At 70.9% G+C, this 16,757-nt stretch carries 11 protein-coding genes and 1 pseudogene; 1 reads left to right on the top strand and 11 read right to left on the bottom strand.

Features of this window, described 5'->3' with window-relative positions; all coding sequences use genetic code 11:
• Positions 1–2 precede the first annotated feature (2 nt).
• The 6 genes and pseudogenes from ASF96_RS02600 to ASF96_RS02580 form a co-directional block, all read right to left on the bottom strand.
• A complete protein-coding gene (locus tag ASF96_RS02600; protein ID WP_198424659.1) occupies positions 3–704 on the bottom strand; it encodes an ABC transporter ATP-binding protein in 702 nt (233 codons plus the stop codon).
• The gene (locus tag ASF96_RS17215) at positions 694–1,005 is read right to left on the bottom strand and encodes a hypothetical protein (protein ID WP_055935662.1); all 312 of its coding nucleotides are present in this window, start codon (positions 1,003–1,005) and stop codon (positions 694–696) included. Before ASF96_RS17215 ends, ASF96_RS02600 begins: the two co-directional genes overlap by 11 nt.
• Positions 1,006–1,060: 55 nt before the next feature.
• Positions 1,061–1,174 (bottom strand): annotated as a pseudogene (locus ASF96_RS17600) (ABC transporter ATP-binding protein); the annotation flags it as partial.
• Positions 1,171–2,247, bottom strand: a complete 1,077-nt coding sequence (locus ASF96_RS02590) for a branched-chain amino acid ABC transporter permease (protein WP_055935659.1) — start codon at positions 2,245–2,247, stop codon at positions 1,171–1,173. The pseudogene ASF96_RS17600 and the gene ASF96_RS02590, both read right to left, overlap by 4 nt.
• Positions 2,244–3,254, bottom strand: coding sequence for a branched-chain amino acid ABC transporter permease (locus ASF96_RS02585; protein ID WP_055935656.1), 1,011 nt, complete (start codon positions 3,252–3,254; stop codon positions 2,244–2,246). Before ASF96_RS02585 ends, ASF96_RS02590 begins: the two co-directional genes overlap by 4 nt.
• Before the next feature lie 19 nt (positions 3,255–3,273).
• Positions 3,274–4,524: an ABC transporter substrate-binding protein gene (locus ASF96_RS02580; protein WP_055935653.1), complete on the bottom strand. Its 1,251-nt coding sequence runs from the start codon at positions 4,522–4,524 to the stop codon at positions 3,274–3,276.
• Positions 4,525–4,804: 280 nt separating this feature from the next.
• Here ASF96_RS02580 and ASF96_RS02575 point away from each other — a divergent pair, with 280 nt between their 5' ends.
• A complete protein-coding gene (locus ASF96_RS02575; RefSeq protein ID WP_162239384.1) occupies positions 4,805–5,539 on the top strand; it encodes an IclR family transcriptional regulator in 735 nt (244 codons plus the stop codon).
• Positions 5,540–5,606: 67 nt separating this feature from the next.
• Here the strand turns inward: ASF96_RS02575 and ASF96_RS02570 are convergent, their stop codons facing one another.
• The 5 genes from ASF96_RS02570 to ASF96_RS02550 all read right to left on the bottom strand — a co-directional run bounded on the left by ASF96_RS02570 (position 5,607) and on the right by ASF96_RS02550 (position 16,498).
• On the bottom strand, positions 5,607–7,709 hold the full coding sequence (locus ASF96_RS02570; RefSeq protein ID WP_055935647.1) for an acyl-CoA dehydrogenase family protein: 2,103 nt from the start codon (positions 7,707–7,709) through the stop codon (positions 5,607–5,609).
• A gap of 274 nt (positions 7,710–7,983) precedes the next feature.
• The gene (gene recQ / locus ASF96_RS02565; protein ID WP_055935645.1) at positions 7,984–10,026 is read right to left on the bottom strand and encodes a DNA helicase RecQ; all 2,043 of its coding nucleotides are present in this window, start codon (positions 10,024–10,026) and stop codon (positions 7,984–7,986) included.
• Positions 10,027–10,110: 84 nt separating this feature from the next.
• A complete protein-coding gene (gene eccCa, locus ASF96_RS02560) occupies positions 10,111–14,112 on the bottom strand; it encodes a type VII secretion protein EccCa (protein WP_055935642.1) in 4,002 nt (1,333 codons plus the stop codon).
• Positions 14,109–15,131, bottom strand: coding sequence for an RDD family protein (locus ASF96_RS02555; protein WP_055935640.1), 1,023 nt, complete (start codon positions 15,129–15,131; stop codon positions 14,109–14,111). Before ASF96_RS02555 ends, eccCa begins: the two co-directional genes overlap by 4 nt.
• Positions 15,128–16,498, bottom strand: a complete 1,371-nt coding sequence (locus tag ASF96_RS02550; RefSeq protein ID WP_156458684.1) for a hypothetical protein — start codon at positions 16,496–16,498, stop codon at positions 15,128–15,130. The genes ASF96_RS02555 and ASF96_RS02550 overlap by 4 nt, the downstream gene beginning before the upstream one ends.
• Between the last annotated feature and the right edge of the window lie 259 nt (positions 16,499–16,757).

The raw sequence follows: 16,757 nt of genomic DNA, 5'->3' as shown, positions 1-16,757 counted from the left end.
GGTCAATGCCCCAGGTACGCGGCCTGCACGCGGGAATCCGAGGCGAGTGCCGCGGCCTCGCCCTCGAGGGCGACGGCCCCGGATTCGAGCACGTAGGCGCGGTCGGCGAGCTGGAGAACCTGATGGGCGTTCTGCTCCACGATCAAGACCCCGACCCCGCGGTCGCGGATCGCGTTGACGGCGTGGAACACGTCCCACGTCAGCTTGGGCGACAGGCCGGTCGACGGCTCGTCGAGCATGAGCAGGCGCGGGGCGCCCATCAGCGCCCGGGCGATCGCCAGCATCTGCTGCTGTCCGCCCGACATCGTCTCGGCGAGCTGCTGGCGCCGCTGGCGCAGGATCGGGAAGAGATCCATGATCTCGTCCTCCGAGAAGCCGTCTCGCCCCTTCTTGCCCCACGAACCCATGCGGAGGTTGTCCTCCACCGTGAGCGAGCCGAACAGGGCCCGGTTCTCGGGCACGAGCATGAGCCCTCGTCGGGAGACGAGGTGACTCCGGCCGTAGGTCACGGGTGATCCGTCGAAGCGGACCGCGCCGCCGTATTGCCGCACCTCACCGGCGATCGCCTTCAGCGTCGTCGACTTGCCGGCACCGTTGGCGCCGACGACGGCGACCACCTCTCCGGCGCCGACCGTGAGCGAGATCCCGTGCAGGATCTCCAGGCCGTGATACCCCGCGCGCAGGTCGTCGATCTCAAGCAGCATGGCCGTACTCCTTGCCCAGGTACGCCTCGATGACCCGGGGGTCCTGGAGGACGACGTCCACGTCTCCGCGTGCGATGACCGACCCCTGGTCCATCATCACGACGCGGTCGCTGAGCCGCCGCACGGCGGCCATGATGTGCTCGATGAAGAGCATCGCCACGCCCTCTTCGCGACGCAGTTCGTCGAGGAGGTCGAGCACGGGTGTCCGCTCGGACGGGACGAGACCCGCGAGCACCTCGTCGAGAAGCAGCACCCGGGGCCGCATCGCGAGGGCTCGGGTGAGTTCGAGCCGCTTCTGCACGGCGGTGGGAAGAGTCCCCCGTCACGCAGTTGAACAGCGTGGTCTTGCCCGCCCCGTTCGCTCCGATGATGCCGACGATCTCTCCCTCGTCGACGGAGACGTCGACCTGGTCGAGGGCGCGAAGCCCTCGGAAGGACTTGCCGACCCCGCGGATCTCGAGAATGGTCATTTCTTCTTCACCACCCAGTTCTTGACGGTGCCGTAGATGCCCTTGGGAAGCAGGAGCACGCAGACGATGAGGATGACGGCGTAGATGAGCACGTCGAGCCCACCGTTGCCCTGGAGGAAGGCGAGCTGCTCCGGAGGGTGGCGGAGGAAGGCCGCGACCAGATCCGACAGCGGAGCCATCACGATCGCTCCGACCACGGGGCCCCAGACCGTGGCCACTCCGCCGACCACCGCCGTGATGATGGCGTTGTTCGACACGTGCGCCCCGAAGGCGAGCTCGGGATCGATGAACATGTAGTACTGCAGGTACAGCGTTCCGGCGGCCGCCGTGATCGCCGCCGACAGGGCGACGGTGGTGAGCTTGTAGCGCAGCACGTCGATGCCGACGGCGGCCGCGGCCATGTCGTCGTCACGGGCGGCGAGGGTGAAGCGCCCGGTGCGGCGCCGCAGGAACTCGATGACCACCACGAGCGCGACGACGACCATGCCCACGCCGATCCACCAGTAGTTCGGCGATCCGACCGGGAACTGGAACATCCACCAGTCCTCGCCCCGCAGGACGGGGACGGTGAAGCCGACGGTCTTGTTCAGCGCCTCGTTGCCGACCGTGAACAGGCGCAGCATCTCCGCGAAGGCGAACGTCGACAGGGCGTAGTAGGCGCCGGTGAGCTTGTAGCGCAGGGCGAGATAGCTGATCCCCACCCCCACCGCGGCGGCGGTGGCCATTCCCGCCAGCAGCCCCACCCAGGGGCTGACGCCGAAGTCGACCAGGAGGACGGCCGTGACGTACGCGCCGACGCCGAAGTACGCCGCGTGGCCGAAGCTGAACATGCCGCCGAAGCCGCTCATCATGTTCCAGCCGATGCCCATGAGCGCGAAGATGAGCACCCGCATCGCGACCGCGAGCTCCGCGGTCGGCAGGACGAAGGGCAGCGCCACCCCGACGAGGGCGAGGATGCCCAGCACCACGTAGTGGCGGAATGTGACGGTGCGGTACACCGGCACGCGGGCGGAGGCGGCGAAGGCCTCGGGCCGAACCTGCGTCTTCGCGGTCGGTCGTGCGGCGAGTGTCATGAGGCCCTCCCGAAGATGCCGCGCGGCTTGGCGAACAAGACCACGAGGAAGACGACGAACACGGCCAGAAGCGGAGACTGGCCGGGCATGATGAGACCGCCGAGCTGCTCGGTGAGACCCACGATCAGCCCGCCGACCAGGGCTCCGGGCACGTTGCCCATTCCCCCGAGGACGACCACGACGAAGGCGGTCAGGTTGAAGACGGACCCCGCCGTCGGCTCGATCGTCGTGAACGGGGCGACGAGCGTTCCCGCGGCCCCCGCGGCGGCCGCGCCGAGCGCGAACGTCAAGACGTAGATGGCCTTGATGTCGATGCCGACGAGCCGCGCCCCTTCCGGATTGGCGGCGACGGAACGGACGGCTGTGCCCACGGGGGTCTTCTGCAGGATGATCCACAGCACGGCCACCAGGATCAGCGCGCCGATGAAGGCGTAGACGCGACTCACGTCGACGGTGGCCCCCAGGATGGGGACGCCGGCGTTGCCGGGGAGCTGGACCGACAGGGGGTTGGGTCCGAAGACGAGCAGCAGGATGTTCTCGATCGCGAGCGCCAGGCCGATGGTGATGAGCAGCTGGGTGTGGATCGGCGCCCGCATGATCGGGTTCAGCAGACCCGCCTGGGTGAGCGCCCCGAGCACGAACATGACCGGGATGGTGATGAGCAGTGTCAGGTAAGGGTGCATCCCGGTCGCGTCGACCAGGACGTACGTCAGGTACATCGAGAGCGCGACCATCGCACCGTTGGCGAAGTTGATGATGTGCAGCACCCCGTAGACGAGGGTGAGCCCCATGGCGACCAGGCTGTAGATCCCGCCCGTCAGGAGACCCGTCACCAGGGCCTGCGTCAGCACCGTGGTGCTGCCGGAGACGACCCCGGCGACCACGGCGGCGACCAGAAGCACGCCGAGGGTCACGACGAGGGTGCGCACCGAGGGTCCGTTGTAGCGGCGGACGGCGGTCACCCCCGTCGCGGTGGACGCGGTGGGCGGGGGAGCTTGGATCGTCATGGGGCTCACTCCTCGGGTGTCAGTTGACCGGGGCGGGGTAGACGACCTGCTCCTGGGCGAGGTCGGCCGGGAAGACCTGGCGCACGGCACCGTCGAGCACCTGCATCGTCACGACGGAGGCGTTGACGTTCTGGCCCGTCTCATCGAACGAGACCGGACCCGCGTTGACCACGTGCGGCTGATAGTCGGAGTCCGCGATGGCGTCGCGGATCGCGGCGGGGTCGGCGCTGCCGGCGGTCTCGATCGCCTCCGCGATGAGCGTGACGGCGTCGTAGGTGAGCATCGCGCTCGTGCGCATCGGCTGACCGAACTTCTCCTCGAACGCGTCGGCGACGGCGACGGCATCCTCGTTCGTCGCATCCCAGCGGTAGTTGGCGTCGAGGTAGTTCGCACCACCGTTCGGAGCGTCGCTGGTGAACTGCACCTGGTCGAACCCGCCGTTGGCGACACCGAAGACGGCGTCGAGCTCCGGCGCGATCGAGTTGACCGCGCGGGCGACCGCGAGGCTGTCGTTGTAGTAGCCGGACACGGCGAGCACGTCCGCGCCGGCGGCGGCCACCTGCTGCACCTGCGTGCTCAGATCGCTCGAGGTCGGGTCGTAGCTGATCGCCGGGTCGACGGTGATTCCGAGTTCCGCGGCCTTCGCGGCGAAGGCCTCGTACGCGGATGCTCCGAAGTTGCCCTGCTCGTAGAGGTAGCCCACCTTCTGCACGGGGTCACCGGCGGCCGTGCTGATCTCGGAGAGGTAGGTCGCGCTCTGCGTGCCCATCATGCTGGCCGAGGGCTGGATGCGGAACGAGTACGTGTAGCCCTGCTCGAGGATCGAGTCCAGCGCCGACACGTCCATCACGAAGGGGACGCCGTTGCGCTCGGACACCGAGGCGATGTTCGCGCTCGTTCCGCTCTGGTACGAACCGACGAGGGCGGCTGCCCCCTCCTGGATGAGGCGGGTCGCCTCGCTCTGGCCCGTCTCCGGCTCTCCGCGCGTGTCGGCCGCTTCGAGCACGAGGCGGGCGCCTCCGAGCGATGCGATTCCCCCCGCGTCGTTGACGGCGTCCACGGCCATCTGCGCGGCGTTGCTCATCTGCTGTCCGTCCGCGGCATTCGACCCGCTCAGGGGGTGGAGGGCACCGATGACGATCTCTTCGGGCGCCTCGGACGAGGTGTCGGCCTGGCTCGAGCCGACGGCGGATCCGGCGCATCCGGCGAGGGCGACCGCGCCGAGGGCGAAAGCCGCGACCGAGGTCGCGATTCTGCGGGTGGTGTTCAACGCATCTCCTTGGGGCTGGTGTTCCGTCTGGTGGATATGTTTCGTTGAGCGGAACGCATGAAGTCTGAAAGTTGTGGGGCTTGACTGCGAAACTACGCCGCGTGACAACAGCCGCAGTTGCGCGGATGTAACCAGACTGTTTCGCCAGGCTCGGAACGCCGCACGCGTGTTCCGATGAATGAAACAGTTCGGTATGCTCCGGCGGGGGCAGCGTTCCAGGCGCACCAGGACCGGAGGATGCATGAGCGTGGCAGAGGGGTCGGTATCGACCACGACGAGGGTGACGGAAGTCCTCCTGGCGTTCGCAGATGCGACGGCGCCGCTGGGGGTGTCCGAGATCGCTCGCTCCTGCGGCCTCAGCAAGGCCGTGGTGCACCGCATCCTGCAGTCCCTGGTCACGTCGGGGCTCGTCGACTACCTCGCCGAGACGCGTCGCTACCGCTTGGGGCCGGCGGCCATCGCCCTGGGGCGGAGAGCCACGCGGGGCAATGCCCTCCACGCGGCGGGTATGCCCGCCATCGCTCATCTGGCGAACCGCACCGGCGAGACGACCACGCTGACCGAGCGTCGCGGTCACGGTCGGCAGTACATCGGGATCGTAGAGAGCATCAACCCGATCCGCATCACCGTCCGCACGAACGAGAACGTCCCCCTCTGGTCGGGTGCCAGCGGGCTCAGCATCCTCGCGTTCATGGACCCCGTCGACATCGACTACGTCCTCAGCGGCGACCGCCCGTCCTACACCGAGACGACCCTCACCGACCCCGCGCGCATACGCGACCGGCTGGCCGAGATCCGGCAGCGCGGCTGGGCGCACACCGCGGGCGAGCGCGTGCGCTTCTCCAGCAGTGTCGCGGCACCGATCTTCGACGCCGACGACTCCCCCGTCGGGTCACTGTCGGTGGCCTACCTCGTCGAGCGCCTCGACGACGCCCAGCACTACGACCTGGCCCAGCTGGTGCTGTCGGCGGCTCGCGACGCGACGGCACGGCTGCGCGAGCAGGAGACGCGCTAGACGCGACGACGGGCCGGCCCCGTGAGGGTACCGGCCCGTCGTCGAGCAGATCGGCCGCGGAACGCCGCTACTTCGCGGGCTTCTTCTCGGGAACGGGGGCGGTGCCCGACGCCCGCTGCGCGGCGTAGTACGACGCCGCCTCGTTCTGCCGATCGTCTTCGACTCCCGATGCGATCGAGGCGCGGATGTGCTCGGGACCGTAGCCGAAGGCGTCGACCAGGTCTTGCGCGTGCGGACGCAGACGCGCGCACAGGCGGTCGATGTAGCTCGACACCGCGGCACCGCGCTGCGTCGACAGGCGCCCGTTGATGAGGTACCAGGCGAGGTGCTTCTCGATGAGCTGCAGTCCGAACAGGTCGCGCAACCAGGTGAGCACCCGCAGGGTGCCGTCGTCGTCGATCCGGTTGATCGCGTCGGTGAAGGCCTCCCACTGCAGGAGCTCGCCGTGCGCACGCGCCGCCTCGATGAGCTGGGACTGGTTCTCGTTGAAGAGGGCGGCGGCGTCTTCACGCGACAGTTTGGATGCCGGGCGCAGGCGCCCCGCGATGTCGGCGATCATCTGCTGCACGCGGCCGGCCAGCAGCTCGTGCTGCTGTTCGGCGCGGAGCCCCTTCTCGACCGAGCGCGCGGTGGAGCCGAAATCGCTGACGGCCTGACCGAGCTGGCGCATGCCGGCACCGTGGAAGAGCTTCCCAGCGGTCTGGCCCACGGCGAAGGCGGCGAGCTGCTTGGCATCCTTGCCCTTGAACGACCGGGCGTAATCGGCGAGCAGGCGCTTGCCGACGAGCTGCAGCAGCACGTTGTTGTCGCCCTCGAAGGTGACGTAGATGTCGAGATCGGCGCGCAGGCCCACGAGACGGTTCTCGAACAGGAAGCCCTGGCCGCCGCAGGCCTCGCGGGACTCCTGCAGGGTGTCGAGCGCGTGCCAGGTCGACAGCGGCTTGAGGGCTGCGGCGAGGGTCTCGAGGTCTTCGCGGTCGGCATCGGTGTCGAGCGCGCCACTGAAGACGCCGTCGAACTTCTGCAGGAACTCGTCGTGGGCGAAGATCTCGGCGTACGTCGTCGCCAGGCGCGGCAGCAGACGCCGCTGGTGCTTGCCGTAGTCGAGCAGGGTCACCTCGGGGGTGCCGCTGCCCGAGTCGAACTGGCGGCGCTGGTTGCCGTAGGTGATGGCGATGGTGAGGCCGATGGCCGAGGCCCACGCGGCGGCCCCATCGAGCGAGACGCGGCCCTGCACGAGCGTGCCGAGCATCGTGAAGAAGCGGCGGCCGGGGCTGGCGATGTCGCTCGAGTAGGTGCCGTCGGCGGCGACGTCGCCGTAGCGGTTGAGCAGATTCGTGCGCGGGACGCGGACGTGGTCGAAGTGCAGACGGCCGTTGTCGATGCCGTTCAGGCCGCCCTTGAGGCCGTCGTCCTCGCCGCCGATGCCGGGCAGGAAGGCGCCCGACTCGTCACGCAGCGGCACGTAGAAGCAGTGCACGCCGTGGTTGACGCCGTTCGTGATGAGCTGCGCGAACACCGTCGCGGCTTTGCCGTGCAGGGCGGCGTTTCCGAGGTAGTCCTTCCACGCACCGCGGAAGGGCGTGTGGATGACGAACTCCTCGGTGTCGGCGTCGTAGGTCGCCGTCGTGCCGATCGCGGCGACGTCGGAGCCGTGGCCGGTCTCGGTCATGGCGAAGGCGCCGGGGATCTCGAGGCTCATGATGCCGGGGAGCCACTTATCGTGGTGCTCGGCGGTGCCGAGCTGCAGCACGGCCGAGCCGAACAGGCCCCACTGCACGCCCGACTTGATCTGCAGACTGGGGTCGGCCGCCACCAGCTCTTCGAAGCCGGCGATGTTGGCCCCGTTGTTCTCTTCTCCGCCGAAGCGCTTCGGGAAGGCCCGGTGCACCGCCTTGTTCTGCACCAGGAGGTGCAGCTGGCTGAGCGTGCGCTCGCGGTGGGCGTCCATGCCCAGCGAATCGTCGCGCCACAGCGCGGGATCCTTGAGCATCTCGCGCGCCTGGCGGCGGGTGTCGGCCCACGTGCCGAGCAGCAGGTCGGTGACCCGCTCGGTGTCGATGCGCGCCTCGGCGGCCTCGGCGGCGGTGTGCGGGGCGGCGGGGGCTCCCCCGACGGGGGTACGCGTGCTCGTGGCGGGCGTGGTGGGACGGACGGCGGCGTCGGTCATTCTCGGCACCTTTCGACGTTGCAAAGGAATACCCCCACGGTAGGTGTCCCACAACGTCCCGGCAATCGCACTGTGGGATGTTCACAACTCGTCGGGCGGACGTGGGGCCCAGGGGTTGTGGGGGGTCGCCATGTGCGAGCATGCACTGCCGTTCAGCGGCGGCGTCGACCTCGGCGACCTCAGCCGCCCGCTCACCGTTTCACTGCAGCGGCGGCCGCAGAGCCGTGCGGCCGACGCGGCCGTCGCCACCGCGAAACGGCGCCCTGTCGTCGCGTCAGTTCGCCGCGACCACCGTGAGGATGCCGTCGCCGTACGCCTCGCGCTTCTTGGCGCCGATGCCGGTGATGCCGTCGAGGTCGCCGGTCGAGGCGGGTCGCGCCGCCGCGATCGCGCGCAGAGTGGCGTCACCGAAGACGATGTACGCCGGAACCCCCTGCTCGCGGGCCTTCTCGGCGCGCCAGGCGCGCAGGGCCTCGAACAGGTCGCGATCGGCGGGCGCGACGTCGTCGGCGCTCGACTTGCGCTGCCGGGTCGAACCACCGCCGCCGCCCGTGCGCCCGAGAGCATCGCGGCGGAGGGGAACGGGCGACTCGCCCCGAAGCACCCCGGCCGACGCCTCGCTGAGCGCGAGCGTGCCGTAATCGCCCTGCGCGGCGATGATCCCGCGGGCGAGGAGCTGACGGATGACGCTGCGCCAGTCCTGATCGGACAGGTCGGCGCCGAGTCCGTAGGTGCTCAGTCGGTCGTGCCCCTGCTGGGCGATGCGCTCGGTCTTGGCTCCGCGCAGGATGTCGATGAGGTGGCCCGCGCCGAACGCCTGGCCGCGCTCGCGCTGTAGACGCACGATGGTCGACAGCAGCTTCTGCGCCGCGACCAAGCCGTCCCAGGTGTCGGGCGGGGTGAGGCAGGTGTCGCAGTTGCCGCAGGGGTCGGACTTCTGCCCGAAGTACTCGAGGAGGTTCTGCCGACGGCATCCGACCGTCTCGCACAGCGCCAGCATGGCGTCGAGGTGCTGCCCGAGCCGCATCTTGTACGAGCGGTCGCCCGGCGACTGGTCGATCATGCGGCGCTGCTGCACGACGTCGCCCAGGCCGTAGGCCATCCAGGCGACCGAGGGGTCGCCGTCGCGGCCGGCGCGGCCCGTCTCTTGGTAGTAGCCCTCGACGGACTTCGGCAGGTCGATGTGCGCCACGAAGCGCACGTCGGGCTTGTCGATGCCCATTCCGAAGGCGATCGTGGCGACCATGATGACGCCGTCGTCGCGCAGGAAGCGCGACTGGTTCGCCGCTCGCACCGAGGCGTCGAGACCGGCGTGGTACGGCAGCGCATCGAGCCCCTGCGTGCAGAGGTACGCCGCCATCTGTTCGACGCTCTTGCGACTGAGCGCGTACACGATGCCCGCCGAGCCCTCGGGCTGCGCCTTGATGAACTGCACCAGCTGACGACGCGGGTCGACCTTGGCGTCGATGCGGTACTGGATGTTCGGGCGATCGAAACTGGCGACGAAGCCGCGGGCGTCGCGCAGACGGAGACGTTCGACGATCTCTTGCGCGGTCGCCGTGGTCGCGGTGGCGGTGAGTGCCATGCGCGGCACACCGGGGAAGCGCTCGGCGAGGTCGCCCAGCGCGAGGTAGTCGGGGCGGAAGTCATGACCCCACTGCGACACGCAATGGGCCTCGTCGATCGCGATGACGCTCAGGCGTCCTCGCGACAGCAGCCCCAGCGTCTGCGCGCCGTTGAGGCGCTCGGGGGCGACGTAGAGCAGGTCGAGCTCGCCGGCGAGGAAGGCCTGTTCCACCGCCTGCCGCTCGGCGGGGGCCTGCGTGGAGTTGAGGTACCCGGCACGCACACCGTTGGCGATGAGCGCCTCGACCTGGTCGTGCATGAGGGCGATCAGCGGGCTGACGACCAGGCCCGTACCCGGGCGCACGAGGGCGGGCACCTGGTACGTGACGCTCTTGCCGCCGCCGGTGGGCATGAGCACCACCGCGTCGCCGCCGTCGACGACGTGCTGCACGATGTCGGCCTGATCGCCGCGGAACGCGTCGTAGCCGTAGACCTCGTGCAGCACCTCGCGCGGATCGCGTCCGGTGAAGTCGCGCACGGCCGGGAGCTCACGGGCGGTGCCCGTCGCGACCGCGGCGCGGGCGAACCGCGAATTCACGGCATCCGTCGGCGGCGGCGGGGCGTCGAGGTCGTCGGGCGGGGCGAACAGATCGGGGTCCCAGTCCGCTCCCGCGTAGGGGTCGTCGGGGGTGTCGTACGACTCGGGCGGCGCGTCGGCGTACGACTCTGGTGCGGCGCCGGGATATGTCACCCCTCCACGGTAACCCGCCCCACCGACACCGACACCGCCCCGACCTCCATCGGGGGAGGCCGGGGCGGTGGGGAGGAGGGGTGATCAGCTCGTCGGCGGCGAGAAGACCAGCTGCGAGGCGACGAGACCGTGCTCGCGGCTGACGATCTGCGCCCGACCCGGCGCTGCCCGCTCGGGCTTGACCCGACCGATCAAGGCGCCCTCTTCGGGGTTTCCCCCCAGCAGGATGCCGGTCACGCCGAGATCGGTGAAGCGCTGGATGATCGGGTCGTAGGCCGCTCGACTCGCACCGCCCGACCGACGCGTCAGGATGACGTGCAGACCGAGGTCGCCGGCCTGCGCCAGCAGCGGCTGCAACACCGCGAGGGGGTTGCCCTGGCTGGTGGCGACGAGGTCGTAGTCGTCGACCAGGATGAAGCCCTCGGCGCCCTTCCACCAGCTGCGTTCGCGCAGCTGCGTGGGGGTCACGTCGGGGCCGGGGATGCGCGTGGAGAAGTACTGCGCGAGGTCGTTCATTCCGCCCGTGGCCAGGTCGTGCGAGGTGAGATAGGCCCCGAGGTAGTCGTCGGGGATCTCACCGAGCAGCGCGCGACGGTAGTCGACGACGAAGATCTTCGCCTCGGCGGGCGTATACAGGCGCTGGATTTCTTTCGCCACGCCCCGCAGGAACGCCGACTTGCCCATTCCCGAGTCGCCGTAGACGAACAGGTGCGACTCGAGGCGGGGGTCGACGCCGAAGGGCGACAGCTGCGCCTCCTCGATGCCGAGCAGCAGGCGCGGGTCGTCGGGCGCGGCGAGCGCGCGCACCTCGTCGAGCGAGATGGTCTCGGGGAGCAGTCGCATCTTCGGGCCGGGCTCGCCGTGCCAGGCGGCGGCGACCTTGCCGATCATGTCGGCCACACCGTCGGCGAGGGTGCCCGCGTCGCCGGAGCCGTCGATGCGCGGCACCGAGGTGAGCATCTGCAGCTTGGTCGCGCTGAGGCCACGGCCGGGCTGGCCCGCGGCCACGTTGGCCGCCTGCTTGCGGTCGACGTCGGAGTCGGTCGGGTCGCCCAGACGCAGCTCGACCCGCGTCTGGATGAGGTCTTTGAGTGCCGCGCGGATCTCGAGCCACCGGTTCGCGGTCACCACGACATGCACGCCGAAGCTCAGGCCGCGCGCGGCGATCGTCTGGATGCGGGCTTCGAGGGGCTCGAATTCGGCCCGAAGCGTCGACCATCCGTCGACCACGAGGAAGACGTCGCCGAAGCCGTCGTCGAGCCGCCCGTCGCGCCGTCGCGAGCGGTACGTCTCGATGGAGTCGACGGCGTTGCGGCGGAAGTACTGCTCGCGCGCGTCGAGCACGGCCTCGACCTCGGCCACCGCGCGACGCACGGCCTCGGGTTCGGTTCGCGTGGCGACACCGGCCACGTGCGGGTGCCGCTGCATCGCCGTGAAGCCACCGCCGCCGAAATCGAGCACGAAGAACTGCAGCTCCTGCGGGGTGCCCGTCAGCGCCAGCGCAGAGACGAGGGTGCGCGCGAGCGTGGACTTGCCGCTCAGCGGCGAACCGACGATCGCGACGTGACCGGCCGCACCGCCGAGCGAGACCGTGAGGTGGTCGCGGCGCTGCTCCAGCGGGATGTCGACGACACCGATCGGCACGGTGAGGGCTCCGGCGTCACGCCACCGGCGCGAGACGAGGCCCAGCACGGGGTCTTCCGCCAGGTCGGGCATGAGCTCGTCGAGGGGGGACGGTTCGGCCAGCGGCGGCAGCCACACCTGGTGGGCCTCGGGCCCGCGGTCCTTCATGCGGTCCACGGCGATCTGGAACGTCGACCGCTTCTCGGCGACGGGCGCCGAGATCGCCGCCGGCGCGGCATCCATCTCGATGTCGGTGTCGTCGTCGGGCTGGGCCATGGCCGTGAACACCTCGACCCGCGCGGGCCCCGACGAGACGGCGTCGAACTCGTCGACGGCGACGCCGGGGTTACCCCTCGGCCGCCCCGACACGTACGCCGCGCGGAACTGCACGAGGTTCTCGGTGTCGCTCTTGAGAAAGCCCACGCCCGGTTCCTGCGGCAGCGTGTACGCGTCGGGCGTGCCGATGATCGTGCGCGACTCGGCGGCCGAGAAGGTGCGCAGACCGATCCGGTACGACAGGTACGTGTCGAGCCCGCGCAGCTTGCCCTCTTCGAGGCGCTGGGATGCCAGGAGCAGGTGCACGTGGAGCGATCGGCCGACGCGCCCGATGTTGAGGAAGCTGTCGACGAACTCGGGTTTGGCCGACAGCAGCTCGGAGAACTCGTCGACGACGACCAGCAGGGCCGGGAGCGGAGCCAGGTCGGAGCGCCCGCCGCGGCGCGCCGCCTCGTACTCGCCGACGTTGGCGAAGTTGCCCGACGCGCGCAGCAGCTCCTGACGGCGCACGATCTCGCCCTGCAGGGCGTCCTGGAAGCGGTCCACCAGAGCGAGCTCGGCCCCCAGGTTGGTGATGACGGCCGAGACGTGGGGCATGTCGGCCATGCCCGCGAACGTCGCGCCGCCCTTGAAGTCGACGAGGACGAAGTTCAACTGCTCGGGCGAGTGGGTCATCGCGAGCGCGAGCACGAGGGTGCGCAGCACCTCGGATTTACCCGAACCGGTCGCCCCCACCATCACGCCGTGGGGCCCCATGCCCTGCGAGGCGGACTCTTTCAGGTCGAGGATGAGCGGCGCCCCCGACGGCTCCTGACCGATCGGTACGCGCAAGCGGTCGCGCTCGAGGCGCGGGCTCCACGCCTGGTCGAAGTCGACCGCGCGCACGTCGGGAAGGCCGAGCAGTTCCGTCAGCTCGGCCTGACCCTGCGTCGTCGGCGCGTCGACGACCACCATGGGCGCGGGCCGCAGCGGCATGAGCCGGCGCGCGGTGGCCTCGGCCTCGGCGATGGTCATGGCATCCGGGTAGAAGGTCTGCGCACGCCCCGCGCCGTCGATGAACTCCGCGGGCGCGACGACGGCCGCGGTCTCGCCGCGGCGGGGCCGCACGGGAGCCACGGTCTCGGCGAGCGCCACGCGCGCGATCGACGGATCGTCGAGCTCGTCCCACCGCGCGGGCAGGTCGATCACGGTGACGCCCTGCGCGCCCTCGAGCCCCGCGAACGAGGCGTGCGCCATCGTGTCGACACCGTCGACGACGAGCACGACGTGCGGGGTGACCCCGCCGCCGGGCGCGAACCGCGGACGACCGGCGAGCTGGGTCGGCAGCATGTCGACGAGCTCGTCGAGCGAGCCCGAGATCATGCGCGCGGGGCCGAGTCGGTCCTGCACCCGCGACGACATCGCGTGCGGCAGCCACTTCACCCAGTCCCAGGCGGCCGTCTGCGCGGGGCCGGCGAGCACCGCGACGATCACGTCTTCGGGATCGTGCAGCGTCGCCGCCGAAGCGACGAGCGAGCGCGCGAGGCTGCGCACGGCGTCTTCGTCGGCGCCCACGAGCTCGATGCGCGCGTAGTCGCCGAGGGGGAAGCCGAGAGGAAGGTCGCGCTGGATCTCGTGCGTCAGCATGAAGCGGTGGGCGGCCGAGGCGGCGACCGGATCGAGTTGCGCCAGGGGCGGCAGCTCGGGTGCCTCGAGGGCGAGGCTGAGCGGCTGGTCGGCGACGCCGATGCGCGCGAGGAGGAACGTCTCGTCGCCCGGCTGGCGTTCCCAGACGCGGGACCGCTCCTCGGCGATGTAGGGCAGGGCGGCGGGAGCGGGCATGATCCATCCGCCGTGGCGACGCTGCTTGCGCGCGGCGACCCGCACCGTCTCGCGGAGGTCGGACAGGTACGCGAGGTACTCGCGCCGATTGCCCAGCACCTCGGCGTTGCGCTGGGCGCGCTGACGCCAGCCGTTGACGGCGACGAAGCCCAGCGACGACAGCAGGAACATGCCTCCGATGAGGAAGCCCGTCGGCCCGCTGTTCGAGATGGTGACCATCACGATGGCGCCCACGCTGCCGAGCATCGGCAGGAGCGAGGTCAGGATGCCGCTGCCGCCCTCGTTCGGCACGAGCTCGGGCGGCGGCTGCAGCACGATCCGCCCGTTCGGCAGCGACGGCGGGGCGATGCGCGGACCCGTGCTCACGCGGGACCTCCGATCAGGCGGCTGAGGGTGAAGACGCGTTCGCCGAGGCGCACGCGGGTGCCGTCCTCGAGCAGGGTGCGCGCACCGGGAGGGAGGGGATGGACGGCGCCGTCGTCGTCGATGAGCTCGGAGCCGTTCGTCGATCCGGCGTCGATGACCCACGCCACCTCGCCGTCGTGTTCGAGGCGCAGGTGCGTCTTGGAGATGAGGCGGTCGGGGTCGTCGACCGCGATGAGTACGTCGCCGGCCTGATCGGCGACCGGTGCGCGCCCGAAGTTGACCGCGGCGGGGAGTGCGAACTGTGCGCGCTGGCCGGTGTCGAAGACGACCAGCAGCTCGGCGCCCGTCACACCGGTGCGCGGAGTCGGCGCGGCGTCGCCGTCACCGTCGGCGTCGACGGTCGCGGCCGGAGCCACGGGGGCCGGGCGTGCGCCCGCCGACGTGGGCGCCTCGATCGCGATGAGCGGGGAATCCCACTCGGGGGCGGACGGAAGCGCCGCCACGCCGGCGTCGACGCGGAGGGGTTCGCGCGGTGACGCCGGTCGCGCATGGACCGTGGGCTCCGACAGAGCGCGGGGGTCGTCGGCATCCGGGGCCTTCTCGCCCCGCGGGACGGCCAGAAGGACCGTTCCCGCCGCGCGATCCGCCCACGAGCGTCGCCGACCCGAGCGGTCGAAGGCGGCCGAGGCCACGACGACCCACGCCCCCGCCACGAGCACCAGCCCGCCGAGCACGACGAGCAGGCCGCGCACGAAGGCGCGCCCGGCGCCCGGGACGAGCGGCGCCTCGATCCGCGACGTGCGCACACCGAACAGCAGGGCACCGGGGGTCGACCCCCGACGCGCCTGCAGGATCCACAGCCCCAACAACGCCTCGGCCGCGACCGCGGCACCGAGGACGGGAGAGCCGAGAAGCGATGCCACGCCCGCGGCGATGACCACGAGGGCGGCGTCGACGCTGAAGGCGCCCACGCGCACCCCCACCGTCGCGGGCGCGCCGAACGGCGGCGTCTGCGTCATGTCGCCATCATCGCACGCGCGATCTCGATCGCTCCGGCGGCGAGCATGCCCGCCGGGAGCGACAGAGCCGTCGCGAGCGCCTCGAAGACGTCGCCCGTGCGCGACCAGCCGAGGGAGCGGAAGCCGCGGCCGATGGGCACCGTCAGCAGCGCGCACCCGAGACCCACCGCGAGGCAGATGCCGGCGATCACCACGAGCAGGCCCGACGAGATCGCGGGGAGCAGCGCCACCAGCACCGAAGCCAGGACGACGGCGGCTCCCGCTCGCTCGACCCAGCGGAGGAACGGCACGGTGCTCTTGCGCGAGCCGAGCAGCAACGCCAGGACGACCGTCGTCGCCAGGGCTATCCGCCCGCCCAGGATCACCGGGTCGTCGGAGGGGAACGACGGCAGCGCGGTGAACGCGCTGGCCGCCCCCGCCAGGATCAGCAGCAGCACCCCGATGGTGAGTCGCGCCGTGGAGCGCTCGACCAGGGCGTCGGCATCGGCCGCCTCGATCGTGCGCACCTCGTCGGGCAGGCTCTGCCGCACCGTCCACCGCGTGGTCTGGAACCGGGCGTAGTCGACGAACGTGCCGGGCGCGACGTCGACGAGGCTCGCCTGCAACACGCGCTGCGCGACGGGGACGAGACCGAGCGTGACGGCCGCGGGCGCCGTGGGGTCGAGATGCAGAAGAAGAGAGAGGCCCCAGACGCCCGCGAGCACGCCCACCACGATCGCGGCCGTCCGACCCTGCGCGCGCAGGGTCTCGGGAGCGCCGAGCACGCCGATGACGCCGGCGAGGATCGCCCCGCCGAGCAGCCCGGTGAACACGGCCACCGACGCCGACGACGCCGACGACGCCGGCACGTCGGGGACGACGGCCACCCCTCCCCCGAACGCGAGCGAGATCAGGGCGACCACGGGAACGAGGGTCGACGTGGTCGAGCGGGCCGACAGCGAGAACGCGGTGGCCGAGGCCAGCGCGGCGATCAGCGCGACGACCGCGACCGGCACGCGGACCGACGCCGGAAGGGCGTCGCCGCCGAGGAGACGCAGAAGGGCCAGGATGCCGCCCCCCGCCGCCAGCACCGACCACACGGCCGGTGCCCGGCGGGCGAGGACAGGCCGCTTCGCGTCGGCGGTCGCGGCGGCGAACGAGGCCGCGGGATCGACGAGGACCAGGACGGAGCCGTCGTCGAGGGAGCGCATGGTCGTGGACCGATCGATCTCGCGGCCGGCGATGCCCACCACCCGCACGCCGTCGCCCGTGACGGCCGCGGCGCGCAGGACGTCGTCGACGCTGGCGTGCAGCGGAACCACGAGATCGAACCGCGTGGCGCCGTCGACCAGCGCGACACGTCGCCCGTGCACCACCTCAGCGCTCAACGGTCCCCCTCGTTCTCGCCGCCCGTCCGCCTCGGAAGGCGCGGGAACCGCACCAGCGTAGCCGCCCGGCACCGGCCGCGTGGTCCTCGACGGCCGGGGTGTGAAGATGAGAATTTTGTCATTCTTGGGTTTGCGCAAGAGGCTTGCCGTGACCCCCTCCTTTACGTACATTCAGTGGGTCGGTGGGGGGCTCCGGTTGTTCCATCGATCCCGCGTCCGGGTCCGATTCCCGTGCGTGAAGACATGATCCGCAACGCCC

This window comes from Microbacterium sp. Leaf179, from assembly GCF_001423785.1.
Taxonomy (GTDB): Bacteria; Actinomycetota; Actinomycetes; order Actinomycetales; family Microbacteriaceae; genus Microbacterium.
The sequence above is the reverse complement of the archived record's forward strand: the minus strand, read 5'-3'. Positions and strand labels throughout refer to the sequence as shown.